The organism is Microbulbifer sp. MLAF003 (assembly GCF_030012965.1).
Lineage (GTDB): Bacteria > Pseudomonadota > Gammaproteobacteria > Pseudomonadales > Cellvibrionaceae > Microbulbifer > Microbulbifer variabilis.
This window is the reverse complement of record NZ_CP120232.1, coordinates 4,851,992-4,877,500: the sequence shown is the minus strand read 5'-3', so window position 1 is coordinate 4,877,500 and position 25,509 is coordinate 4,851,992. Positions and strand designations below refer to the sequence as shown.

General features: G+C 49.6%; 23 protein-coding genes and 2 pseudogenes. 2 read left to right on the top strand and 23 right to left on the bottom strand.

Features of this window, described 5'->3' with window-relative positions:
* Positions 1-10: 10 nt before the first annotated feature.
* The 3 genes and pseudogenes from P3339_RS23220 to P3339_RS23210 all read right to left on the bottom strand — a co-directional run.
* A pseudogene (locus P3339_RS23220) lies at positions 11-1,198 on the bottom strand (glycosyltransferase family 4 protein); the annotation flags it as partial.
* Positions 1,188-2,165, bottom strand: coding sequence for an SDR family NAD(P)-dependent oxidoreductase (locus P3339_RS23215; protein ID WP_282952052.1), 978 nt, complete (start codon positions 2,163-2,165; stop codon positions 1,188-1,190). The pseudogene P3339_RS23220 and the gene P3339_RS23215, both read right to left, overlap by 11 nt.
* Before the next feature lie 21 nt (positions 2,166-2,186).
* Positions 2,187-3,416 carry an NAD-dependent epimerase/dehydratase family protein gene (locus P3339_RS23210; protein ID WP_282952051.1) on the bottom strand — a complete coding sequence of 410 codons (1,230 nt, stop codon included), beginning with the start codon at positions 3,414-3,416 and terminating at the stop codon, positions 2,187-2,189.
* A gap of 406 nt (positions 3,417-3,822) precedes the next feature.
* On the opposite strand from P3339_RS23210, the gene P3339_RS23205 reads away from it, so the two are divergent.
* Entirely contained in the window at positions 3,823-5,169 is a 1,347-nt protein-coding gene (locus P3339_RS23205) for a methyltransferase domain-containing protein (RefSeq protein ID WP_282952050.1), read from the top strand.
* Between the two features lie 31 nt (positions 5,170-5,200).
* Positions 5,201-6,196, top strand: a complete 996-nt coding sequence (locus P3339_RS23200) for a hypothetical protein (protein ID WP_282952049.1) — start codon at positions 5,201-5,203, stop codon at positions 6,194-6,196.
* Between the two features lie 262 nt (positions 6,197-6,458).
* Here the strand turns inward: P3339_RS23200 and P3339_RS23195 are convergent, their stop codons facing one another.
* The 20 genes and pseudogenes from P3339_RS23195 to rpmH all read right to left on the bottom strand — a co-directional run bounded on the left by P3339_RS23195 (position 6,459) and on the right by rpmH (position 25,293).
* Positions 6,459-7,091 (bottom strand): glutathione S-transferase family protein, encoded by a 633-nt coding sequence (locus tag P3339_RS23195; protein WP_282952048.1) that lies wholly within the window; start codon positions 7,089-7,091, stop codon positions 6,459-6,461.
* 135 nt (positions 7,092-7,226) lie between these two features.
* Positions 7,227-7,661 carry a VOC family protein gene (locus P3339_RS23190; RefSeq protein WP_051089517.1) on the bottom strand — a complete coding sequence of 145 codons (435 nt, stop codon included), beginning with the start codon at positions 7,659-7,661 and terminating at the stop codon, positions 7,227-7,229.
* A gap of 1,018 nt (positions 7,662-8,679) precedes the next feature.
* Positions 8,680-9,099, bottom strand: a complete 420-nt coding sequence (locus P3339_RS23185) for a F0F1 ATP synthase subunit epsilon (protein WP_020413901.1) — start codon at positions 9,097-9,099, stop codon at positions 8,680-8,682.
* Between the two features lie 18 nt (positions 9,100-9,117).
* A complete protein-coding gene (gene atpD, locus P3339_RS23180; RefSeq protein ID WP_020413900.1) occupies positions 9,118-10,521 on the bottom strand; it encodes a F0F1 ATP synthase subunit beta in 1,404 nt (467 codons plus the stop codon).
* Positions 10,522-10,580: 59 nt separating this feature from the next.
* Positions 10,581-11,441 carry a F0F1 ATP synthase subunit gamma gene (atpG, locus tag P3339_RS23175; protein WP_020413899.1) on the bottom strand — a complete coding sequence of 287 codons (861 nt, stop codon included), beginning with the start codon at positions 11,439-11,441 and terminating at the stop codon, positions 10,581-10,583.
* Between the two features lie 77 nt (positions 11,442-11,518).
* Complete coding sequence (gene atpA / locus P3339_RS23170) at positions 11,519-13,063, bottom strand: F0F1 ATP synthase subunit alpha (protein WP_020413898.1); 1,545 nt, start codon at positions 13,061-13,063, stop codon at positions 11,519-11,521.
* A gap of 49 nt (positions 13,064-13,112) precedes the next feature.
* Positions 13,113-13,649, bottom strand: a complete 537-nt coding sequence (locus P3339_RS23165) for a F0F1 ATP synthase subunit delta (RefSeq protein WP_282952047.1) — start codon at positions 13,647-13,649, stop codon at positions 13,113-13,115.
* 12 nt (positions 13,650-13,661) lie between these two features.
* Positions 13,662-14,132: a F0F1 ATP synthase subunit B gene (locus P3339_RS23160; protein ID WP_020413896.1), complete on the bottom strand. Its 471-nt coding sequence runs from the start codon at positions 14,130-14,132 to the stop codon at positions 13,662-13,664.
* Between the two features lie 52 nt (positions 14,133-14,184).
* Positions 14,185-14,430 carry a F0F1 ATP synthase subunit C gene (atpE, locus tag P3339_RS23155; RefSeq protein ID WP_020413895.1) on the bottom strand — a complete coding sequence of 82 codons (246 nt, stop codon included), beginning with the start codon at positions 14,428-14,430 and terminating at the stop codon, positions 14,185-14,187.
* A 59-nt stretch (positions 14,431-14,489) separates the two neighbouring features.
* Entirely contained in the window at positions 14,490-15,416 is a 927-nt protein-coding gene (gene atpB, locus P3339_RS23150; protein ID WP_020413894.1) for a F0F1 ATP synthase subunit A, read from the bottom strand.
* A gap of 48 nt (positions 15,417-15,464) precedes the next feature.
* Entirely contained in the window at positions 15,465-15,827 is a 363-nt protein-coding gene (locus P3339_RS23145) for an ATP synthase subunit I (protein ID WP_282952046.1), read from the bottom strand.
* Positions 15,828-16,028: 201 nt separating this feature from the next.
* A complete protein-coding gene (locus P3339_RS23140; RefSeq protein WP_020413892.1) occupies positions 16,029-16,931 on the bottom strand; it encodes a ParB/RepB/Spo0J family partition protein in 903 nt (300 codons plus the stop codon).
* 12 nt (positions 16,932-16,943) lie between these two features.
* Positions 16,944-17,753 (bottom strand): ParA family protein, encoded by an 810-nt coding sequence (locus P3339_RS23135; protein WP_282930567.1) that lies wholly within the window; start codon positions 17,751-17,753, stop codon positions 16,944-16,946.
* Positions 17,754-17,879: 126 nt separating this feature from the next.
* Complete coding sequence (rsmG, locus tag P3339_RS23130; protein ID WP_020413890.1) at positions 17,880-18,509, bottom strand: 16S rRNA (guanine(527)-N(7))-methyltransferase RsmG; 630 nt, start codon at positions 18,507-18,509, stop codon at positions 17,880-17,882.
* An 85-nt stretch (positions 18,510-18,594) separates the two neighbouring features.
* A complete protein-coding gene (mnmG, locus tag P3339_RS23125; protein ID WP_282952045.1) occupies positions 18,595-20,484 on the bottom strand; it encodes a tRNA uridine-5-carboxymethylaminomethyl(34) synthesis enzyme MnmG in 1,890 nt (629 codons plus the stop codon).
* Positions 20,485-21,388: 904 nt separating this feature from the next.
* Positions 21,389-22,765, bottom strand: coding sequence for a tRNA uridine-5-carboxymethylaminomethyl(34) synthesis GTPase MnmE (gene mnmE / locus P3339_RS23120; protein ID WP_282952044.1), 1,377 nt, complete (start codon positions 22,763-22,765; stop codon positions 21,389-21,391).
* Between the two features lie 74 nt (positions 22,766-22,839).
* Positions 22,840-24,507, bottom strand: coding sequence for a membrane protein insertase YidC (gene yidC / locus P3339_RS23115; protein WP_282952043.1), 1,668 nt, complete (start codon positions 24,505-24,507; stop codon positions 22,840-22,842).
* Positions 24,508-24,515: 8 nt separating this feature from the next.
* Positions 24,516-24,748 (bottom strand): annotated as a pseudogene (gene yidD / locus P3339_RS23110) (membrane protein insertion efficiency factor YidD).
* The gene (gene rnpA / locus P3339_RS23105; protein WP_020413886.1) at positions 24,745-25,131 is read right to left on the bottom strand and encodes a ribonuclease P protein component; all 387 of its coding nucleotides are present in this window, start codon (positions 25,129-25,131) and stop codon (positions 24,745-24,747) included. The pseudogene yidD and the gene rnpA overlap by 4 nt, the downstream one beginning before the upstream one ends.
* Before the next feature lie 27 nt (positions 25,132-25,158).
* Positions 25,159-25,293 (bottom strand): 50S ribosomal protein L34, encoded by a 135-nt coding sequence (gene rpmH, locus P3339_RS23100; protein WP_020413885.1) that lies wholly within the window; start codon positions 25,291-25,293, stop codon positions 25,159-25,161.
* Between the last annotated feature and the right edge of the window lie 216 nt (positions 25,294-25,509).

Genomic DNA, 25,509 nt, shown 5'->3' with positions numbered 1-25,509 from the left:
CATTTTCAAGAACTTTACTTAATCTCTCAGCGAGTTCATGGGCGTATGGAGCGATAAGACAAGTATCATGGTCTTCTACATTTATAAGTTCAGGTGTGCCACCAACACGAGTGGCTATAAAGGGAATATTATTTTCTAAAGCCTCATATACAGCCATGGTGGAATTTTCAATTAGCGAAGGCATAATAGCTATCATATCTCTAGAACATAAAAAAGACAGAGCCTCCGGTTGATTACAATCTGTTATACAATTAACTTCAAAGCTCCATGACAAAGCTTTTCGTTCGATATAATCTGAAACCTTCTCATTTTTCTGATTGGGGAGTGCCTCACCATACTTACCAAGAAAATTCACCTTGGCTGGTGGATTCCCAGCACGTTCCAGAAGGTCAAGTGCATTGCAGAAAAGTTCAATACCTTTTCGCATCTCTAGCCGACCAAAGAAAGTTAGTTCCTGGGTTTTAACAAGGTCACCAGGCTTTCTATCAGGGCGTAGATCATCTACATGTACTTCGGAAAAATCTAAGATATTTGGTTGTACATAGGAAGCATATGGAAGTTTATAACCAACATAACGCATAAAACAAAGTAAGTGAGCACTACCGCCAATGACCATATCAGCGAACTCAACACATTTCTGTTCGGCAAAACTTGCCGGTAGAAGCTCCCTCTTTGAGATAGGCTGCATCTGATAGTGGCGATTCCAAAGATGCGGGGAAGAGGTTTTAACAATAAATAAAGTTTCCTGAAACGCCAGCCCCAATTTCTTCGCCATAAGTGCATAGATCAATCCTCCACGCCACTCTGAGGTATGAACAACATGAAACCGATCTTGTTCTGCCAACCACCGGTAAGCCGCACTATATCGTCTCTGCCAATTTTGTGAGGGACCTATGATCGTCTCTTCTGCGTGAGCCAAGTAGTGAAGAGATACCCCAAAGCTGGAAAAATGCTCTATCCAATGTTCAGGCGTTTCGTTTTCAACTTTTTCCCCTTTTAAATAGAGCACATGTACTTCATGGCCATGAGCGGCCAAGCCCTTTGCTAAATGGTAATAAGTTGAAGCGATACCCCCATTCCTTACTGGCCCTAAAATTTCTTCTGTTGCAATACAGACACGAAGTTTATTATCCGATTCAATGCCGGCATAGGCGTTGAGATCAGGAAATTCTTCGACTGCAAATTTATCAATCTGCATTCTCTAGAACCCTCTGATTAAGTCTACCTACTACCGTATTTTCATTATCGATAAAATAGTTCCAGGTTTCTTTGATACCACTTACAAGTTCTGTGCCTGGTAAAAATCCTAGATGCTGCTTTGCTTTGGAAATATCAGTAAAATTGTGACGAACTTCTCCAACTCTGAATCCATGGTAAACTAATTTTAATTTATCATTTTCACCAGTAATCTGTTTTAGCAAAGAGATAATTTCGTTCACAGAAGTTGGCCTTCCACTACCGAGCTGAAAAACTCCACTTTGCCTTACTTCTAATGCCTTTATAATGCCCTGACATAAATCACCGACAAAGATAAAATCTCGTGTTTGACTACCATCACCATAAATTTCGCAAGGCTCTCTTTTTAAAATTTTCTTCATAAAAGCGGCTATAACGCTACCTTTATGTAAAGAAAGTGGGCCATAGACATTCGAAAATCTTAGAGACGTAATAGTAAGCCCATAACTTTGAGTATATGCGGAGCAGTAGGCCTCCGCCGCGGCCTTAGATGCACCATATGCTGACGACGGGTTTATGGGCATTAACTCATGTACTGGTGGTACAACGTCTCCGATAATAGCACCGCCGGTTGAGGCATTAACAAGACACTTAACACCCTTTCTGCGCATAGCTTCCAGAATATTTACGGTTCCTTGAACATTTACCTCAAAATTATGGGCAGGATTTTTTATTGAATCGACAACTCCCGTGTCAGCTGCTAAATGGACGATGGCATCAACACCTGCTACTGCTTCGTCTACGGTTTTTTGGTCTCTTATATCTCCCCGAATAAAATGATGGGGATACCGGGATAATGAAGTAATACTCCCGGTAACCTCGTTATCCAAGACCAGAATTTCATCATATAAACCCTTCTCACTCAGGATTTTGATCAAATTCGAGCCAATGAAACCGCAACCACCAGTAATAAGGATGCGCTTAGGCATAACTTTAGCCACCTGGAAAGACTAAGAAATGGGTTCAGCTACTTCACCAATTTTTTCTTGATAGGAAACATCTGCAAGCTCATTACTTCGCGTCCAATAGGATATACAGGGAATTTTGGAGTAGTCTGCTCGATTTCGATAACGCTCTGTTATCTCAGTAATTTCATTCAGAAGACTATCCTTTATAAGCGTAGGCCTCCATCCAAAAGAACGTAAAAGGTCATTGCGTACATTTAAATCATTTCTTTCCGCTTCTCGTCTTGGATTTGGAAGATAACTAATTTCACAGTTAGTAAGTGATTGAACCAATTTTGCCAAATCAGAAAGCGTCTGAGTCTCTGCCATTTGATTCAATATCATTGGCCGATCCCCCTCGGAAGGTGGGTGTAGTAGCGCTTGTTCCACGCACTTACAGGTATCTGAAATATGAATAAATGCCCGCGTCTGGCCTCCAGTTCCATGTACAGTGAGAGGAAAGCCTACTGTGGCTTGCATTAAGAATCTGTTTAATACAGTGCCATAATCACCATCGTAATCGAAACGATTTATAAGTCTCTCATCCAGGCTCGATAGCTCGGTTTGTGTACCCCATACAATCCCCTGATGCAAGTCAGTAATTCGAAGCTTATCGTTCTTCGCATAGTACTGGAACATTTGGGCATCCATGGTTTTGGTCATATGATAGATGGAGCCCGGGTTTGGCGGATATACGATAGAATCAGAAATTTCTCTTCCATCCATCGTATCAATTTTTACTTCTAGATAGCCCTCAGGTATAGGAATAGGCTCCTCATGACCATAGCCATAAACGCCCATTGTACCTAAATGTATAAGGTGAATATCAAGTTGCGATTCTACGATTGCATTTAGAATATTATGCGTTCCACAAATGTTGTTCGATACCGTATAGTTCTTGGTTTCACTACTCTTCATTGAATAGGGTGCGGCACGCTGCTCACCAAAGTGAATAATACTGTCCGGTTTTTCCTCTTTTATGAAATTTAGAAGCTCTGGATATTCCTTCGAGACATCCATTTCAACAAAACGAATATTTTTCCTGGTCAAATCAAACCAAGCAGCCGTCCGCTCTTCCAGCTCACATATAGGGGTCAAAGACTGAACATTAAGCTCTTTATCAATTCTTCTTCTAGAAAAGTTATCAAGAATAATAACATCATGACCAAGATTGCTAAGGTGTAAAGAGGTTGGCCACCCACAAAAGCCATCGCCTCCAACTATTATTAGTTTCAAAGACCCACCTCCATGATATTGTAACTAGCTATATTTACTAGTCGATCCATTTATTGCGAAAAAATAATTATTTTCTGATGCACACTTGAAACATGCCATCTTACGAAATCCAATTTATAACACACGCTACTATGGATTACCGGTTATACGAGTTAGCATCCGCGCCAACTTTTTTGGGTCAAGGCTTGATTACTTTTTCCAGAAAAAATAAATTTATTCTTTGACACATGAATATTTCATGTTTATTAGTATAAGTATATTCAGTGCATTATTTTGGTATAGCTCTCTATTAATAAAATATAATTGCACCATATTTGATTTAAACCATGCGCAACTGCACCCAATTGCAGCATGCAAGTTAATATCCACGCCAAAACTACTTGGTTACTATTACTTGGAAAATTAAATGTCTACTTTAGAAATCAATCAGTTAGATAATTTCGAACAAGGCAAGCAAGCAGCTTTGTCTGGTGAGATAGATTTGGCAAGAGAGCTTTTACGACCAATTGCCGACCTGAATCCATTCCATCCGGCAACCTATTTCTTATGCTATGCAGAATCGAAAAAAGGATCGATTTTAAATTGTGATAAGTATGTTTTGACATTTATTTCCAGACATCCACACCATGTCGGTATGCGAACAATATCCGCTATGCTAAATATTGCCAAGGGTGACATTGATCAGGCAGAAAAAGATATAAAGATTGCACTAAAATGCAATCCCGAGCATAAGCGAGCCCTTAAGGTACTCGAACAAACAAAGCTTATTCGTATTGAAAACAGCGCTAGGGAAGCAATTGAAACTCTTGATACATCTAAATCTCACCCTGCTTTCTCCAAACTTTCCAGATCAAAAGCTGCAAAACAGCTTAAAAAAATTGAACCGCTGGAAGATTGGGACAATCACGAGTTGCAAGCAAAGATTGCTTTTTTCCATAACTGTACAAATGTGCGCCACGCCCTCAAAAATTTTGATTCAGATCTTATCAGTAGTGCCGTTGAACTTGGCTACTGCACCTGGCCAAGGAAATTGCACAAATATGTACGAGGGTGCAATGTACTAGATGTTGGTTGTGGTTTTGGTGGTTATGCGATGGGGTACCTTTGTGCCGGTGCCAATAGTTACACTGGTGTAGACCCAGCTATGTCTCTTGACTCCAGGAGAGTAAGAAATAAACGCATTAGGAAGTGGGTAAATGCACCAATGTCTGGGCAGGACATTATTGATTTAATTCCTGATATCGACTTACGTCAATGCTCTACTCGCGATCTGGTGGGTTCCAAAACTTTCGATACGATATGCCTTCACAATGTAACAGAGCACCTTCTTGAAATTGAAGGTGTGTTTGAGGATATTGCTAGTTTACTAGCCAAAGGCGGTAAGGTGGTTTTTCTCCACCATAACTTTTATGGCTGGAGTGGACATCATATGCCACCTCACAACCCATCACTCCTTGATGAGAGCAATCCGGATCATCTCAAGTTTTGCGATTGGAATCATATTAATATCGTTCGAGAGCTGCCTCACGATCACTACTTATATACACACCTAAATCGAATTCGGATCGATGAAATACGAGCTTTAACACGTAAATATTTCAATATCGAAACCTGGGAACTACAGCCCTCACCAGAATCAGTCCTAAAACGGTTAACTCCACAGATTGAAACTAAGGTTAGAGAAACAATACCTGACATTACGCTTGATGAGCTAAAAACAAATGTTGTTTTCTGTGTAGCTTACGCAAAATAGACAACTACTACTTATCTGTTGGAGTAACACAATGTACACCATTGAAAATGCTGAAGTTTCAAGAGGGTGCTATGTACATCCTGAGATATCATTTTCCGAAGCACAAGTTCCGCAGTCAGTATTCGACATACCAGGTATGGTTTCTGTAGCAGAAAGAAAACTACTCTATTCTTTAGCATCAAAAAATTATAAAAAACATGGATTCATTATTGATGCTGGCAGCTTTATGGGAGCGTCTGTTGTTTCATTAGCACAAGGGTTTCTAAATAATCCCGAGATTGACTCTAAGAAGCATACAAATATCTTAAATAGGAAGCCCATTAGCAGTTATGAGCTTGGCTTTTTACCTAAACCTGCAAATGGTACAGACCGGGTGTGGGAATGTGGTTCCCTTACCTATCAGTTTGGTGATTCATTCGTTCCCATCTTGGAGGAAAGCGTCTCCCCATATAGCTCCTTAGTTGATCTTAATATAGGTGATTTCAATGAGTTTAGTTGGTCAGAAGATCCTATTGAGATTTGTTTTATTGATGTATGTAAAACAAAGGAGCTTAACAAACATGTGTCAAAGCAGTTCATGCCAAAGCTAATTGAAAATAAATCTTTCTTTATTAATCAAGATTTTTTCTTTGATCGACTTCCCTGGATTAAAGTTACCATGGGATATCTTGATAAATATTTCGAATGGTATGGACAAGTATTTTCTAGTTCTATATACAAATGTAAGAAGTCTATTCCGAAGGAAGTCGCGGAATATGATCCATTTATAGAGGCAACACTAGATGAGTGTCTGAAATTACACGATATGCACCCCAATGAACATCTATCTGACTCATATAAACTACGCATGAGTTTATCTCGTTCTTATTTAATAGCAATGAAAGGAAGGAAGGACGATGCTCTTGATTATTTGAAAGATATTGAGAAAGAGTACGAACACATAATGGATGAAAATACTTCTGTAGATAGGAATGATCGTTTTCGCTTCAATAGAACAGTACGGCAAATAAAGGCAGGAATTTTATAAAAACAGTTAATTTAGCTAGAATAATACTTATACAGTTTTTTTCGTATTTAGGTTGTTCTAAACACAGAGCATCCTGGGATTACCTATTAACTTATGTTTCGGTAGAAAACCTTTCATTTTCACTTGAAAAATATGAACATACCATAAATGCAAAAAACTAACATTTAAATCTCACTTAGATTTATTCAATTCTATAAAGATATCATAGCCAGCAGGTACCACATGCTGGCTACTCTTAATAACTAATATTAAGATGAAAATTTTAGGTTTCACTCATTTCTATATTTAATGCATTATCCAGCAATTGAGCCTTTTTGAATGCCTTTCGTTCCGACAGGCGTTCAACATATTTCTGATACTCTTCACGCTTCTCTATGGTACCAAATTTTAACCCCCACCAAAGCTGCGAGCCTATATATACATCTGCAGCAGTAAAACGTTCCCCTATAATATAGGGACTGGAAGTAACCGCCCCCGATAAAGTATCTAATGCCAATTGATAATTACCATAACCTAACATTTGCTGCTTATCAATTCCGGCCTGCTCCCCGAAGATATACTTATTTACAACCGCAGACTCTACAGGCCCAGCAGAGAAGAACATCCAACGGTAATACTTTGCTCGTTCAATATCATTTTGAGGGGCTAAACCAGCGTCAGAAAATACTTCAGCAAGATAAATACAGATTGCGGCTGCTTCGGTTATTACTCGCTGGTTATGAACTAGTGTAGGTACCTTACCCATTGGATTTAACGATAAGTATTCTGGGGTTTTCATTGCTTCCCCATATTGAAGTACTATTACCTCGTAGGGTACCTCAAGTTCTTCCAACATCCAGCGTATAATGCCACCGCGAGACTGTGGGTGTGTGTACAGTGTTATATCATTAGTCATAGTTCTCTCCTTGATTATGAATTCCATTCACAGTTTATCAGTAGAAGAATAATTAAGTATTCGAGGAATAAAGATACCACGATAAAAAAATATATACTTCTGGCTTTTAGCCATTCAATTAATAATGAAATTCCCCTACAACCACTCAGCCAACTCAATAGTAATAAATTCCGGACCCTCAATATATACAAGCTTGCGTTTTTGGTACTCGAGTATTTCACTTCGAGTACGGATACCATTCTCATTCAAGAATTTAAGGGTTTTCTCAATGTCATCTACTGCAAAGCATAAATGATTGTAGCCGGGGCGTGCCAGACTAAAAATAGACGGATCTGACTTAACCTTTGGATTTCTATAGTGCAAAAGTTGTATTTCAAATCTAGGGGAAGAATTTTTCAGAACCATGGTTAAATGATCAGCTTCTACATTCTCTACCTGTAAATACTTGGATACTTTTTCCCCTGAAATTAGATCTGTAACTTCTAGTTCAAAGTTCAGCAGCTGGAAGAACTTCACACTCGATTGAAGTTCATTCACCACAATTGTGACATGATCAGGATGCTTCAACATTACAGACTAAACTCCAATAATACCATTTAGAAATTTTAGCACTACGAATTATTAATTTATTCTGGATAGAGAGATCAGTAATCTTTCAGTACCAATTTGATATAAATGCCACGAAAATTCGTCTATAAAAATAGAATTTCATATTCCTAAATTGATGCTACATTTAACCTAATAAATTGCATCTTCTAAAAATAGTTGTTTATAAAAAATTATAAATATTTCCTTTAGATATATAAATTAATAGGAAAATCTAATTATCTAGTTCAAAACTCCTTAAATGGCTAGTCTTTACATTAATCACATTTATTACAAGATCATGCAATGAAGCTCAGGCAAATAAAAAGGATATTTCACAATTTATAGCGCACTCTAGACGACGATTTAACGCCCACCAACACCTTCCTGACGGCGGTCCGGCAATTTAAGAAGGGAAAATATTCGGTTTTTTCAAGAGAGTGAGATCGATCAGTATCCATCAAGGGCTAGGTCATTAGACCGCCAGAGCAAACTTATCATACCGGAATTTATCATTTTTCATACTGACTATCATAAATCTTAATGGTTGGTGGCCACGTTTAGCAACTTTTGGAATCGTTGAAGGAATTGACTTTTTCTACAAAGAGGTAGCTATCAATTGACGGTCATAGCAAGAAATTTAAATTTTTATAGGCCATTGAATCCATGTCTTAAAATAACAGAGTAATTTCACAAGTGTTTCACATGGACATAGTATAGGAATAAAAAATCGCACTTATGTATAGATATATTCTTATACCTTTTTCTACACAAATTTATACTTTAGGTAGCATTCAGTAATTAACAATGAGTTGAATAGGGAGGGGGACGAGTTCACCAAAGCCAACTTTACCCAATCCCATATAATGAATTAAGTGTAAAGATTGTAGGTGAAAAGTGTAGGAAGGTAGATTTCCAGAAAAAGAAGCCAACAAGAATAGAAAAAGCAGCCGAAGCTGCTTTTTTTGCCTTGAAGTCGGCCCTACACAAATATAAGAGCTACTTACTTACCGGCCGCCTTGCGGATTGCCTGCAGAGTACGCAGACGCGCCTCGGCTTCAGCCAGCTGGGCTGAGATACGCGCATAATCGACTTCAGATGGTGCCTTGTGCAGGGCGTGTTCCGCTTCTTCGCGGGCCTTCTGCGCGGCTTCCTCATCAATTTCACGCTCGGCTACATCCGCGAGGATGGTAACCATATTCGGCTGCACTTCGGCGTAGCCACCGCTGACGAACAGTACTTCCTCTTCACCACCGGGCTTGATGATGCGTACCGGACCGGGCTTCAGGGCGGTAAGCAGCTGCGCGTGGCCGTAGGAGAGACCCAGCTCACCTTCAATACCACTCACAATCACCATCTGCACCAGTCCGGAGAAGAGAGACTGCTCGGCGCTGACAATGTCACAATGTACTGTCATGGCCATAGTATATGCCTCTCTGGCTTAGCCTTTGGTCTTGTTGGCTTTTTCCACAGCTTCGTCGATGGTTCCCACCATGTAGAAGGCCTGTTCAGGCATGTGGTCATATTCACCGTTCAGGATGCCCTGGAAGCCACGGATGGTTTCTTTCAGGGAAACATATTTACCTGGTGCACCGGTGAAAATTTCCGCAACGTGGAACGGCTGGGACAGGAAACGCTCGATCTTACGGGCGCGGGCTACGGTCTGCTTGTCCTCTTCAGACAGTTCGTCCATACCCAGGATCGCGATAATGTCCTTCAGCTCTTTGTAGCGCTGCAGTACGGACTGTACGCCACGGGCCACTTCGTAGTGTTCCTGACCGATTACCTGCGGGTCCAGCTGACGAGAAGTGGAATCCAATGGGTCAACAGCCGGGTAGATGCCTTTAGCGGCGATGTCGCGGCTCAGTACTACAGTGGAGTCCAAGTGCGCGAAGGTGGTCGCCGGAGACGGATCGGTCAAGTCATCCGCCGGTACGTATACCGCCTGGATAGAGGTGATAGAGCCGGTCTTAGTGGAGGTAATACGCTCCTGTAGAACACCCATCTCTTCGGCCAGGGTCGGCTGGTAACCTACCGCAGAAGGCATACGGCCCAGCAGTGCGGATACTTCGGTACCGGCCAGGGTGTAACGGTAGATGTTGTCGACGAACAACAGTACGTCTTTGCCTTCATCACGGAATTTTTCCGCCATGGTCAGGCCGGTCAGGGCTACACGCAGACGGTTGCCGGGCGGCTCATTCATCTGCCCGTAAACCATCGCCACTTTGGAGTTCGCTTTGTTTTCCAGGTCAACAACGCCGGATTCAGCCATCTCGTAGTAGAAGTCGTTACCTTCACGGGTACGCTCACCAACACCGGCGAACACGGACAGGCCAGAGTGCTCGGTAGCGATGTTGTTGATCAGTTCCATCATGTTTACGGTTTTACCGACACCGGCACCACCAAACAGACCAACCTTACCACCCTTGGCGAATGGGCAAACCAGATCGATTACCTTAATGCCGGTCTCCAGCAGTTCGGTGGAGCTGGACTGCTCTTCGTAGGTCGGCGCAGCGCGGTGGATAGAGGAGCGCTCTTTCTCACCGATAGGGCCACACTCGTCAATTGGGTTGCCGAGCACGTCCATGATGCGACCTAGGGTTTCCAGGCCAACCGGTACAGAAACCGGAGCGCCGGTATTGCGCACGGGCAGACCGCGGCTGATACCTTCGGATGAACCCATGGCAATAGCGCGTACCACGCCGTCACCCAACTGCTGCTGCACTTCCATGGTGAGGTTCTTGTCCTCAACCACCAGTGCGTCGTATACATTCGGAACAGAATCGCGTGGGAATTCCACGTCGATGACCGCTCCGATCACTTGCACAATTTGCCCGTTACTCATTTCCGGATCCTCAGCTTTAAATTCTTTCTAGGCTGGCCATTTCAGGTGAGGGCAGCGGTTTAAACCGCCGCCGCGCCGCCGACAATTTCGGACAGTTCCTGGGTAATGGCCGCCTGGCGCGCCTTGTTGTAGACAAGCTGCAACTGATCGATCAGCTCACCGGCGTTATCGGTGGCGCTTTTCATCGCGATCATACGCGCTGCCTGTTCACAGGCTTTGTTTTCAACTACTGCCTGGTATACCTGGGACTCGATATAGCGAGCCAGCAATCCATCCAGCAATTCAACCGGATCCGGCTCGTAGAGGTAGTCCCACTCGTGCATGAGCTTTTCATCTTCGTCCTTCGGCAGCGGCAGCAATTGCTCAACCTGCGGCTTCTGGGACATAGTGTTGATAAACTCATTGGATACCAGGAACAGACGATCGATATCGCCTTCTGCGTAACGGTCCAGCATTACCTTTACTGAGCCAATCAGCTGGTTAGCCTGGGGCGCATCGCCCAGATCGCGTACCGCTGCAACAACCTTGCTGCCGATGGCATTAAAGAAACTGGCCGCCTTGTTACCTACCGCGCAGACTTCGACGTCGACACCTTTTTCGGACCACGCCTGCATCTCGCGAATAGCGGCTTTGAACATATTGATGTTCAGGCCACCACAGAGTCCGCGGTCAGTGGATACCAGGATAAAACCGACCCGCTTGGCCTCGCGCTCCCGCAGGTAAATATGCTGGTACTCGGCCGAAGCGTTGGCGACGTGGCCGATCACTGCGCGTATGCGCTGGGCGTAGGGACGCCCCAGTGCCATGCGATCCTGAGCCCTGCGCATTTTACTGGCCGCAACCATTTCCATTGCGGCAGTAATTTTCTGCGTGCTCTTGATGCTGGCAATTTTTGTGCGTACTTCTTTTCCGCCTGCCATAGTGATTTACCTTGTTCGCTGGAAGTTAGATTCCGAAAGAGCGGACCCGCCGCTCTTTCGCGCTCTCCAGGGAGTTCTTACCAGCTGCTAGTAGCGACGAATTTCTCGATAGCGGCTTTGAACGCTGCGTCGATTTCGTCGTTGTAGTTACCAGTCGCGTTCACTTTCTCCATCAGCTCTGCGTGTTCGCTATTCATGTAAGCGAGCAGGGCGGCTTCGAAATCGAGAACCTTGGCAACTTCTACTTCTTTCAGGTAACCCTTGTCGGCAGCGTAAACGGAAACTGCCATGTCCGCGATAGACAGCGGAGAGTACTGCTTCTGCTTCATCAGCTCGGTTACACGCTCACCGTGATCCAGCTGAGCCTTAGTGGCTTCGTCCAGGTCAGAGGCAAACTGAGAGAATGCAGCCAGTTCGCGATACTGGGCCAGAGCGGTACGGATACCACCGGACAGCTTCTTGATTACCTTGGTCTGCGCTGCACCACCTACACGGGATACGGAAATACCCGGGTTGATCGCAGGGCGGATACCGGAGTTGAACAGATCGGTCTCGAGGAAGATCTGACCGTCGGTAATGGAAATCACGTTGGTCGGTACGAACGCGGATACGTCACCAGCCTGGGTTTCGATGATCGGCAGGGCGGTTAGGGAACCGGTTTTGCCTTTCACTTCACCGTTGGTGAACTTCTCTACATACTCAGCGTTTACACGCGCAGCGCGCTCCAACAGACGGGAGTGCAAGTAGAAAACATCACCGGGGTAGGCTTCACGCCCGGGTGGACGCTTCAGCAACAGGGAGATCTGACGGTAGGCCCAAGCCTGCTTGGTCAGGTCATCGTATACAATCAGGGCGTCTTCACCGCGATCGCGGAAGTACTCACCCATGGTACAGCCGACGTAGGGAGCCAGGAACTGCATCGCAGCCGGATCGGCGGCGCCAGCGGCGACTACGATGGTGTGGTCCATAGCGCCGTGCTCCTCGAGCTTGCGCACTACGTTGGCAATAGAGGACTGCTTCTGGCCCACGGCAACGTAGATACACTTAACGCCAGTGCCTTTCTGGTTGATGATGGCGTCGATCGCCACAGCAGTCTTACCGATCTGACGGTCACCGATGATCAGCTCACGCTGGCCACGGCCAATCGGGATCATCGTATCAACCGCTTTCAAACCGGTTTGTACAGGCTGGTCAACGGATTGACGGGCGATAACGCCAGGCGCTACTTTTTCCACCGCATCGGTCAGCTTGTTATTCAGCGGGCCCTTACCGTCGATCGGGTTACCCAGCGCGTCTACAACGCGGCCGAGTAGTTCCGGACCAACCGGGGTTTCCAGGATACGGCCGGTACAACGACATTTCTGGCCTTCAGCCAGCGCCTTGTAGTCGCCCAGGATTACAGCACCAACGGAGTCGCGCTCCAGGTTCAGCGCCATACCGTAAACGCCGCCTTCGAACTCGATCATCTCACCGTACATCACATCGGCCAGGCCGTGGATGCGGATGATGCCGTCGGATACGGAAACAATAGTGCCCTCATTTTGGGCTTCAGTGCTCACATCGAGATTTTCGATGCGGCTCTTGATGATTTCACTGATCTCAGAGGGATTCAGTTGCTGCATGCTCTGTTCCTCAAGTCCCCCGCCGGCTAGTGCCGGTGGGGAGAGTAATTTAGGAGTTCATCGCCTCGGCGAGCTTGGCCAGACGGCCGCGTACGGTACCGTCGATGACTGTATCACCGGCGCGGATGATCGCGCCGCCCAGCAGGCTCTCGTCCACCGAGCTGTGCAGATGTATTTCGCGTTCAAACTTCTTGCTGAGTTTCTGGCCCAGCTCTTGCGCCTGCGCGTCGCTCAAGGCGTGTGCGGAAACAACTTCCACCTCGAGGGTGGCTTCTGCCCGCGCTTTCAGCTCTTCGAACAACTCGGAAATTTCCGGCAGCAGCTGCAGACGGTGGTTTTCCGCCAGCAACCGGATGAAGTTCTTTCCGTGCTCGCCGAGCTCGTCTGAACAGATCGACAGGAATTTATCTGCGCGCTCTTCACTGGTGAGCTGTGGGTTATCCAGCAGCTCACGCACTTTTTTGTTCTGGCTGACCGCCGCCGCGGTTTCCAGCGCAGTGCTCCAACCGCTGAGGTCGGAGGCTTGCTGCGCATAGGTAAATGCGGCTTTAGCGTAGGGCCGGGCCAGTGTGCTGAGTTCCGCCATGGGGTTCCTCGCTTACAGCTCGGCTGCCAGTTTATCGATCAGGTCGTTGTGCGCTTTAGCGTCGATATTGACCGCAAGAATCTTCTCCGCACCAAGGACAGACAGATCTGCCACGCGGCTGCGCAGTTGCTCTTTCGCGCGATTCACTTCCTGGTCGATCTCAGCTTTAGCGGCAATCTTGAGACGATCGCCTTCAGACTGCGCCGCTTGCTTGGCTTCATCGAGAATCTGATTGGCGCGCTTGTTGGCACCATCGATAATCTCGTTAGCCTGATCTTTGGCTTCCTTCAACTGCTCGGCAGCTTTGCGCTTGGCCAGTTCCAGATCCTTCTGCGCGTGTTCGGCGTCAGCGAGACCATCTGCGATCTTCTGCTCACGCTCTTTCATCACGCCCAAAAGTGGCGGCCAAACAAACTTCCAGCAAAACCAGACGAAAAACAGGAAAGTAATCGACTGGCCGATTAGAGTCAGGTTGATATTCACACCGACACCTCTTGCTCTTTAAATAGGGTTAAGGGCAATTGGAACGGCGTAATTAAACCAGACCAGGAGCTACGGCGAAGATCAGGTACATAGCGATACCAACACCGATCATCGGAACCGCGTCAAGCAGACCTGCCATCAGGAACATTTTGCCCTGCAGAGCCGGGGCCTGTTCAGGCTGACGGGCGGAACCTTCCAGCAGTTTGCCACCCAGAGTACCGAAACCGATAGCGGTGCCCAGGGCGCCCAGACCGATCAGCAGTGCACTTGCGATGTAAACCAGACCTAATGCTTCCATTGTGTTCTCCAAATCAAAGTTAAAGAGTTGTTGTAGAGGTCGAAAAAAGGGTTAAAAACTTATTGATCGTGCTCGTGTTCATCGTCGCGATGGTGCGCCATCGCCATGTACACGGTGCTCAATACCATAAATACGAACGCCTGAAGGATGATCACCAGCACATGGAAGATCGCCCAGCCCATATGCAGGAGACCCGCACCGATAAAGCCGAGGACACCCACACCGAAGACAATCGCGATCAGGATAAAGATCATCTCACCGGCATAGAGGTTTCCGAACAGTCGCAGGCCCAGGGAGATCGGCTTGGCAATGAGAGAAACAGCTTCCAACAGGAAGTTCACCGGGATCAGCAGAATGTCAAAGAACAACTTGCCGGTATGGAAAGGGTGCAGAGTCAGCTCTTTTAGGAAGCCGAGTGCACCTTTTTCGCGAATACTGAAGAAAATCATCAGCGCAAATACCGCCAGAGCCATACCCAAGGTGGCGTTGGGGTCAGTGGTTGGAACCACTTTAAAGAAAAGGTGATCATTTCCGGAGATCTTGGCGGCAGCCATCGGCAGCCAGTCCACCGGTACCAGGTCCATCAGGTTCATCAGGAACACCCACACAAAGATGGTCAGCGCCATAGGGGCTACCATTGTGTTGCGGTGGGGGAAGGTTTCCCTAACCAGCTTGTCAATAAACTCGGTTACCAGCTCCACAAAGCTCTGGAACCCGGTGGGTCTGTCCACACTGGCCTTCCTAGCCGCGCGGGCAAACAGGAAGCAGAAAATCAGACCGAGGCCGATAGACCAACCCAAGGTATCTACGTGCAGGGCCCAAAAGCCCATATCCGCAGCTTCCTGGGAGGAATGCGCCATAGTCCATGTAGACTCATTGAGCACAGTGCCATCGGCACGGGTATACCCGGCCGGCAGCTTGCCATAAGTCATATTTTGCAGGTGGTGTTGGATATACGCCGTCGCGGTTTGAGCTTCGCCTGCCATAGTTCCTCAACAATCGTAAAAGTAAGAATTCTTTTTCTTATCCACCGGCTAGCGGACCATGCGCGCTACCAAAATCCACTGCACGATTACACAGAGGGCGTAGCTAATAAAAAGCGCCGCAGCATTTATTGGCTTGACGGTGGCAAACACCGCTGCAAAACCTGCCATGGTCAATATAAATTTGCCGGTTTCCGCGCGGTAGAAATTACCTACCACACGAGGGGCCGCGCGCGCACCGCTGTCGCGAAAGGCGCGCCTGCCAAAATATGCGCCAGGCAGTGCACACAATGCACCACCAATAAATACGGAGAGCGCCGTCACCGGTTTGCCACTCAAGTGCAGTACCGCACTGGCCACCGATACCAGCAAAAGCTGTACCGCGGCTATTCGTAATACCGGGGGTTTTGTCATAGACGGGATAAGCCGACTTTTTTGCGCTGTCCGCCCAAAATTTGGGCGTGCGAATTATGCTGCAACAGCATCGCCGATTCAACCGGCAAATGTCGCCAACTTATTTGATTTTCGGGAGGTTTTGGGCGGAATTGCCCAGCGCAGTGAGTATTTGCCAACAGTTATTGCGCGCGCCACTAGGGCGCGCATTTCTTTGTTGGCTCAATCTTCGGCGTAACCCAGATGGGCTAGGATTCCGTCCAGCTCTTCCAAGGTCGTGTATTTGAGCACCAGGCGACCATTGCCCTTATCGTTATGATCGATAGACACGGGCACACCGACTTTTTCTGCCAGGCGCTCGGTAAGGCGGCGGATATTGGGATCGGGCTTAGCTTTTTCCGGCGCAGGCGCAGCTGGCTGCTGCAAGCGGCGCACCAGCGCCTCTGTCTGGCGCACGGTGAGGCTGCGCTCGACTACCTGGCGCGCGGCAGAACGCTGGGTGGCACCGGAGAGACCGAGCAATGCTTTGGCGTGGCCCAACTCCAAATCGCCACGCTCCAGGAAAGTGCGCACCTCTTCGCTGAGGCTCAATAAGCGCAGTAAGTTGGTCACGGCAGTTCGGGATTTGCCCACCGCATCGGCCACTTCCTGCTGGGTCAGCTTGAACTCATCCTGTAAACGCTTGAGGGCTACAGCTTCCTCTACCGGATTCAGGTCTTCGCGCTGGATATTTTCAATCAGCGCCATAGCGATGGCCGCTTCATCGGAAACGCTGCGCACCAGTGCCGGCACTTTCTCCAGTCCCGCCAATTGGGCCGCGCGCCAGCGCCGTTCACCGGCGATGATTTCATAGCTCTGCTCACCGATACCGCGCACGACGATCGGCTGCATAATGCCCTGGGCGCGTATCGAGTCCGCCAGCTCTTGCAGGGATTCCTGTGGAAAATCCCGGCGTGGCTGGTAGCGGCCGCGCTGCAAAAACTCTATCGGCAACTCCTTCAACTCACCGTCGACCACGGCGGTTTCGGTTTCAGCTTCACCGGTAGCCTCGGCGATCGCGGTGCTGTTTTTATTGCTGATCAGGTGGGATAAACCCCGGCCCAGTCCTTTGCGTTTGGCGGCCATAGTAATTACCCCTTATACGGCTTCCGCCACAGGGCGGCTTTTCTTATTGGAAGATGGATTGGCGGGATGGCGGCGATTGATTTCGCAAGCCAGTGCCAGGTAGGCAATAGCCCCTTTCGAATGGCGGTCGTAATCCAGCGCCGGCTTGCCGAAGCTGGGAGCCTCTGCCAAACGGACATTGCGCGGGATACAGGTTCGATACAGGCGATCGCCGAAAAACTCCTGCAACTGCGCCGACACTTCGCTGGTGAGACTGTTGCGCGGATCGTACATAGTGCGCAAGATGCCCTCGATTTTCAGGTCCGGATTGGCGGCCTGCTGGATCTGGGTGATGGTATCCACCAGTGCTGATAACCCCTCCAGGGCATAGTATTCACACTGCATGGGAATCAATACGCCGTGAGCTGCACAGAGGGCGTTTACCGTCAGCATATTCAACGATGGCGGACAGTCGATAATCACGTAGTCATAACGATTGCTCACCGCAGCCAGGGCGCGGCGCAGGCGGGATTCGCGCCCCTCCAGATTCAGCAACTCCACCTCTGCCGCAGACAGGTCACCGTTGCCCGGGATCAAATCAAAACCGCTCTCTGTGGATACAATGGCCTGCTCAACGGGTAATTCAGCGGCCAGCACATCGTAACCGGACACCTCCAGGTCACTTTTATCCACACCACTGCCCATGGTGGCATTGCCCTGGGGGTCCAGATCGATCAGCAATACGCGCCGCTTGTTGGCAACCAAAGATGCGGCCAGGTTGACGCAGGTAGTGGTCTTGCCAACCCCGCCTTTCTGGTTGGCCACAGCAAATATCTTGCTCAAGATTCTTGTCCTTTGTTGTTTCCGGGTGCGTTTGCCCCGACGCCGGCTCGGCTTCGGGCGGCGGCTGTTGTGCCCCACGATAGGGGAGCAGGATTGGGCGGGCGATAAACCCGCCAAACTATCATCTTATTCTGTGCGACAGAGCTGAATCATATGTCGCTCACCGTCGCAGCCGGGCACCGACAACCGGTGCACCTGCTCGACCTTAATGCCTTTTGGCAGAGCGCTCAACTCATCCTCAGGCAGCTTGCCCTTCATGGCATAAAAACGACCCTTGGGTGCCAACATGTGCTCACTGCCATTGACCATATCCTCGATGGAGGCAAAGGCGCGGGAAACCACACCGGCAAAAGGCTGATCTGGCACAAAGGCTTCTACCCGCTCATTGACTACCGTGATATTGGGCAGGGGCAGGGTGCTGGCCACCTGGAACAGGAAGCGGGTCTTCTTGCCATTGCTGTCGAGCAGGGTGATGGCGCGCTCCGGATGCACAATTGCCAGGGGAATTCCCGGCAGGCCGCCTCCGCTACCCACATCGATTAAAGAGCCTTCGCCACAGAGATTTACCACACTGAGGCTGTCGATAATATGGCGCTCCAGCATCTGCTCCGGGTCGCGTATGGCGGACAGGTTGTAGGCACTGTTCCAGCGGGCAAAAAGCGCCAGGTATTCCAGTAGCTGATCCTGCTGCCGGTCACTGAGTGTCACCGACATCTGTGCCGCCGCCTCTAACAGGCGCGGACGAAACTGTTCCATTGAGTGAGAAATGGGTCTATCCCCCAGTAGTCCCGCGAAATTCAAACCCCGCAGGGCCTCGCGGGATACCCTGTGGACAACCGATTTATACCGCTTTTTTGCGCTTGAGCAGCCCGCGCTTTTTCAACTGGATCAGCAGCAGGGATATGGATGCGGGCGTCACGCCCGGTATCCGCGAGGCCCGCGCCAGGGTATCCGGGCGGGTCTCTCCCAGCTTTTGCTTAACCTCATTGGATAGACCGGAAATATCGCTGTAGTCGAAGTCCGCCGGGATCGGGGTATCTTCGTAGGCCTGCAAGCGCTCAATTTCCTCGCGCTGGCGATCGATATAGCCGGCGTACTTGGCCGAAATTTCCACCTGTTCGGCAACCTGCTCGTCGGTTACCGCTTCCCCTTTGAGGCCCGCCACATCCTGATAGCCCAGTTCCGGACGGCGCAGCAGGTCCATCAGGCTGTACTCCCGCGCCAATGGCTGTGGCAGTTTGGTTTCTACGGAGGCGGCCTGGGGCGTCTTTGGGTGCACCCAGGTATCTTGCAGTCGCTGGGTTTCCCGGGCGATCGCCTCGCGCTTTTCACTGAACGCGGCCCAACGGGTATCGTTGACCAGGCCCAATTCGCGGCCTTTTTCAGTCAGACGCAGGTCAGCATTGTCCTCACGGAGCAGCAAGCGATATTCCGCGCGGCTGGTAAACATGCGGTAGGGCTCTTTGGTACCACTGGTGATCAAATCATCCACAAGCACGCCCAGGTAGGCTTCATCCCGACGCGGGGACCAGACTTCGCGCTCCTGGGCCTGTAGGGCGGCGTTGGCGCCAGCCAGAAGTCCCTGGGCAGCCGCTTCCTCGTAGCCGGTGGTGCCATTGATCTGTCCGGCAAAGTAGAGCCCCTGGATAAATTTGGTTTGCAGGGACGGCAAAAGGTCGCGCGGGTCGAAGAAATCGTACTCAATTGCATAGCCAGGGCGAGTGATATGCGCCTTTTCAAAGCCTTTGATGGAGTGCACCAGCTCAATCTGTACGTCGAAGGGCAGGCTGGTGGAAATACCATTGGGGTACAGCTCGTTGGTGGTCAACCCTTCCGGCTCGATAAACACCTGGTGGCTATCTTTGTCCGCAAAGCGGTGCACCTTGTCTTCGATGGAGGGACAGTAGCGCGGGCCAATCCCTTCAATCACGCCGGAATACATGGGCGAGCGATCGAGCCCACCCTGGATAATTTCATGGGTGCGGGCATTGGTGTGGGTAATCCAGCAGCAGACCTGGCGCGGGTGCTGATCGCGGCTGCCCAAATAAGACATCACCGGTGTGGGGCTATCTCCCCACTGTTCCTCCAGCTCGCTGAAATCTACCGAGCGGGCATCAATACGGGGAGGGGTGCCGGTTTTGAGGCGGTCGACGCGGAAAGGCAGTTCCCGCAGACGATCTGCAAGGGCAATCGAGGGCGGGTCTCCAGCGCGACCGCCGGCGTGGTTATCCAAGCCGATATGTATACGCCCACCGAGGAAAGTCCCGGCGGTCAGTACCACTGTCTTGGCGCGAAAGCGCACACCTGCATTGGTGACAACGCCCACAACGCGTTCACCTTCGACAATCAGGTCATCCGCCGCTTGCTGGAAGATCTCCAGGTTTTCCTGTGCCTCCAGGATCGAACGGATAGCAGCGCGATACAGGGCTCTATCGGCCTGGGCCCGAGTTGCCCTTACCGCAGGACCTTTGCGGGCATTGAGGACCCGGAACTGGATTCCGCCCAGGTCTGTTGCCGCTGCCATAGCACCACCGAGGGCATCGACTTCCTTAACGAGATGACTCTTGCCGATGCCACCTATGGCCGGGTTGCAGGACATTTGCCCAAGAGTCTCGATATTGTGAGTCAGCAGCAGGGTAGAAGCTCCCATTCGCGCGGCTGCCAGGGAGGCTTCAGTACCTGCGTGGCCTCCGCCGATCACGATTACATCATAGTTTTTGGGGAAATCCATAGTGGCTGCTACTGGTTACAACTGGGGGCGCACATTTTATAGTCAGTGTACGCCCCTCAGCAATTAGCTGTTTGTCATAGCTGGTCTTTTATCTTTCTCACTCTCAGATACTTTGTATGAGCTCCCTATCCAGCAAGGCGGAAATTGAGTCTTGCTTAGGCCCTTATGAATGAAAGATTACTTATCTCTTAATGCTCTTATTAAAGAATGAATATATCTCTTATATGAAGTGTTTTGATTTTATTGTTTTTATTAGCGCGTTTGGAATGCGGTATAAAACAAAAAAATCATTAAAATCAATGGGTTACATCAAGTAAAACTACAGTTTAAACCCCTTGGTAGTAGGGGGTGCAAGTAGGGTATGGCGTTGTGGAAACTTGGGATAACTTTGCGTATCGAGTCTTAGGCTCAAAGTTATCATCATATGATTAGCCATCTTTACGGGTATTTATCCCCTTTTTTGCTCACACTAGTATTTTTTCGACTAGGGTCAGTGGGATTTTGCCAAGGTTCTACGAGGGATACCTGTGTGTAATCTTGAATAATGTATAAACCTGTGAATATAAGGACTCAAGGATGTGAGTTAACCGTGAGATGCGGATTAATAGTTTTATCCACGGGAAATCCCCGTGGACATGTATAACTTACCGAGAGAGGAAGCTGATGGAATACTCAGAGGTTGCTTTCCTCGCGGCATTGCATAGCAGACTGTGTAATGAGTTCAGGGGAAAAGTCCGGGAAAAGTGGGGATAGAATTAATTCACCTCAATAATTCTGAGGTTTTCCTGTGTACAGGGGGTGTGGATGTTGTGCCAGGGAAGATAAGCTGGGGAAATACGGGGGATAAAGGGGAGTTCTTGGTCACTCCCCGTGTAGAGTAAACCGGCGAGAAGCAGGCAGCTTACTATTTGCCGATACAGAAGCTGCCAAATATCTTGCCCAGAAGTTCGTCAGCGCTGACTGTCCCGGTGATTTCACCCAATGCCTGTTGGGCTTGGCGTAGGTCCTCTGCTAGCAGTTCTCCAGCCCCACTAGAGTGCAATTGTTGCTGTCCCTGCTCAATAAAGGCCTTAGCGCGATCCAGGGCGTCCAGGTGCCGGCGCCTGGCACTGAAATTACCTTCTGCTGCACCGCTAAATCCGATGCTCTGCTTTAGGTGCTCCCTTAGGCTATCGAGGCCCGCGCCTGTCTTAGCGCTGATAGCGATGACAGGTACGCCTTCGGTATGTGCTTGCAGGCCAGCACTGTATTCGGTGAGGTCAATCTTATTTAAAATCAATGTCAGCTTGCTAAGGTCGTTTAGCTGATTGGTGAATTCGGGCCAGGCCTCAGTAGGATTCAGGGAGTGCAGCTGTTCTGCATCCATTACCAATAGGACTCGGTCGGCCTGGTGTATTTCCACCCAGGCACGCTCAATTCCGATCTGTTCGACTTTATCTGGTGCATCGCGCAGGCCAGCGGTATCGGCAAATTGCAGGGGCATTCCATCAATGTGGATATGTTCGCGCAAGATATCCCTGGTGGTACCGGCAATATCCGTAACGATAGCTGCATCGTGCCCTGCGAGGGCGTTTAACAGGCTGGATTTTCCCGCATTTGGGCGACCAGCGATGGCCACCCGCATACCCTCTCGCATGATGGCGCCCTGACGGGCCTGAACTTCTACCGATGTGACCTGGGCTAGTAGAGCTTCAATATCTGCGGCGACCTTGCCATCGGCGAGGAAGTCGATTTCCTCTTCCGGAAAGTCGATGGCCGCTTCAACGTAGATACGAAGGTGGGTGAGGCTCTCTACCAGGTCCTCAATCTTCTCGGAAAAAGCCCCCTGTAGTGAGCGCATGGCGTTGCGCGCTGCCTGGGAGCTGCCTGCATCGATTAGATCGGCGATGGCCTCGGCTTGGGTAAGGTCTATTTTGTCGTTGAGAAAAGCCCGTTCAGAGAATTCGCCAGGGCGTGCCTGGCGTGCCCCCTGTTCAATGGCTGCCTGTAGCAATTGGTCGAGAATAACCGGGCCTCCATGCCCCTGGAGTTCGACCACATCTTCTCCAGTGAAAGAGTTGGGGCCGGGAAAGAACAGAGCCAGGCCCTGATCAATCAGTTGTTCGCCATGATAAAAATTCCGGTAGTGGACATAGCGGGGCTCCAGGGGCTTTGCTCCGCAGATTTTTTGGGCAACTTGCAGGGCATTGGCGCCGGAGAGACGGATAATACCAATGCCACCGCGCCCAGGGGCGGTGGCGACGGCGGCGATAGTTTCGCGATTGAGGCTTTGTTGTGTCATCGGCAGAGTGTACTCGACAGAACGGAAAAGGGCCGCTTTTGCGGCCCTTGTTAATAGTGCTTGCTGTGGGTAGATCAGTACTTTCCGGCATCTACCTGCTTGTTGATATACCAGGTCTGGCCGATAGTGATCAGGTTGTTGGCAATCCAGTAGAGTACCAGGCCGGCCGGGAACCACAGGAAAAACACGGTCATCATTACTGGCATCAGCTGCATGATACGTGCCTGGGTGGGGTCAGTAGGGGCTGGGTTTAGCTTCTGCATAAACCACATGGAGGCACCCATCAGAACCGGCAGAATAAAGTAAGGATCCTTTGCCGATAGATCGTGAATCCAGAAAATCCAGGGTGCATGGCGCAGCTCCACAGTTTCAGTGAGCATCCAGTAGAGCGCGATAAATACCGGCATCTGTAACAGGATTGGCAAACAGCCGCCCATTGGATTGATCTTCTCCCGGCGGTAGAGCTTCATGGTCTCTTCCGCGAGTTTCTGCCGGTTGTCCTTGTATTGCTCCTGCAGTTTTTTCATCTGCGGCGCAAACTTGCGCATACGAGCCATGGACTTGGTGCCTGCGGCGGATAAAGGCAGCAGCAGAGTCTTGATAAATACGGTGAGCAGGATAATCGCCCAGCCCCAGTTGCTGACAATATGCTCCTGGATAAAGTGCAGTACGCGGAACAGCGGTTTGGCAATCCACCACAGCCAGCCGTAATCCACGGTCAGGTCCAGATAGGGTGAGATCTCCTCCAGGCGGTAGACATCCTTGGGGCCGGCATAGAAGGAAGCGCTCAGCTCGCCCTGAGTCGCGGCGGGGATTTGTACCGGCTGGGCGGTGAAGCCCATACGGAAGAGTCCGTTGGACAATTCGCGCAGCTCAAAAGTGTTGCGTTCATCCTGTGGGGGAATCCAGGCGCTAAGGAAATAGTGCTGCACCATGGCTACCCAACCGCCTTCCACTGTGGTGCGGGTGGGTTTCTCGGCGATTTCTTCAAAATCCTGCTTGAAGTAATTTTCTTCGTTGGTGTGAAGAGCGGCACCGAGGAAGGGTGACATACCAAAACCGGTATCGGTCACCGGCTCACTGGCATCGCGCTTGATCTGGCCAAACATGGCGGCAGACCAAGGCTTGGAGCTGGTGTTATCTACCAGGTAGGCCACCTGAACGAGGTAGTCACCACGTTTGAAGGTGTAGCGTTTGGTGATATTTGCACCTTCTTGCTGCAGGGTCAGGTCCACAATCAACTGATCCTGCCCTTCGACCATGGCGTAGTTGGTCTTTTCAACCTTAAATAGGGGGCGGCCAGCGGCGCTATCGGTGCCGTTGTTACCGATCAGACCACTCTGGGCGATATAGGTGTGATAGCGGGTCTGGTTTAACAGGATTAAGGGCTGGTCAGGCGTATCCAGTTTTTCTTGGAACTGTCGCAGGGCCACTTTTACGATATCACCGCCACGAGGATCAATGAGCAGATCAAAGACGTCGGTGGTGACATTGATGAGCGTGCGTTGGCCGCCCTCGGTGCCTGTCTCTGCTGGCGCTTGAGACTCCAGTTGGGGTACATCGCCATTGCCGTTTTCGCTGGTCTGCGCCGGGATTTGGTTGCCGCTCTGTATATCGTTGTGAACTATGGTTTCGCGGTCGAGTTCAGGAGTGTGCTGCTCTTGAAATGCATTCCACTGGAAGATAAGTGCGAGGAGAACCGCGAGAATTCCACCGAGCAGCGTATAGCGTTGCCAATCCATCTTAATACCTAGAGCGTGTTCTTGTGTTTGGTGGGGGGAACCGGGTCCAGTCCACCAGGGTGCCAGGGGTGGCATTTTATAAGGCGGCGCGCAGTTAAATAACCCCCTTTAAGGCTCCGTGAGTTTCAATCGCCTCTTCGGAGTATCGCGAGCAGGTTGGGTAAAAGCGGCACTGGTTACCTACCCATGGGCTGGCCAGATAGCGGTAGACGTGTATCAGCTTGATCAGTAGCCACTTCATGACTTCGATTGTGGCTGTTGCGCGCGCTTGGCCAGCTTGCGCCAGAGCTTGTTTAGTGTCTTCGCCAGTGCGGCCTTATCCAGATCTGCAACCCCCGGGCGAGCCAATACTACAGCATCCAGCGGCGGCAACTGGTGTTGCTGCAAGCGGAAGGTTTCTCGGGTAATTCGCTTGATTCGATTGCGGTCGGAGGCGTTGCGCACATGCTTCTTGGCAATTACCAAGCCGAGGCGCGGATGCTCAGAATCACTGGGGCATGCGAGGATCAGGAGGTGGGGGTGCGCGGCGCGCACAACGTTTTCATTGAAAACCTTGCGATACTGCGCCGCATTAAGCAGGCGCAGAGTCTTGGCAAATCCAAAGCTGCTGCGCACCTGCTGCATAGGGAGAATCTCTAAAAAGAAGAGATATTATGCAGACAGTACTTTGCGGCCTTTAGCGCGACGGCGGGCCAGGATTTTACGGCCGTTTTTGGTTGCCATACGAGCGCGGAAACCGTGAGTGCGTTTGCGCTTCAAGTTGCTGGGTTGAAATGTGCGTTTCATAGTCTTGCTACCTGAGACTTTGTGTTCGAAGTTTCTCGGGACCATCCCCGGCCGCGGCCTGGACTCCGGTCCGGCACAAAGCCGGGGCAGACGGAGCTACGCGCTGCGAAGGCCGCGGATTGTATAGAAAGGCAGCAGTGAAAGCAACGCACTGGCAGGGGAAATTCGATTCCTTCGCTGACAAATTTTGCGTTCTATTTCCCGTCAATTTATCAA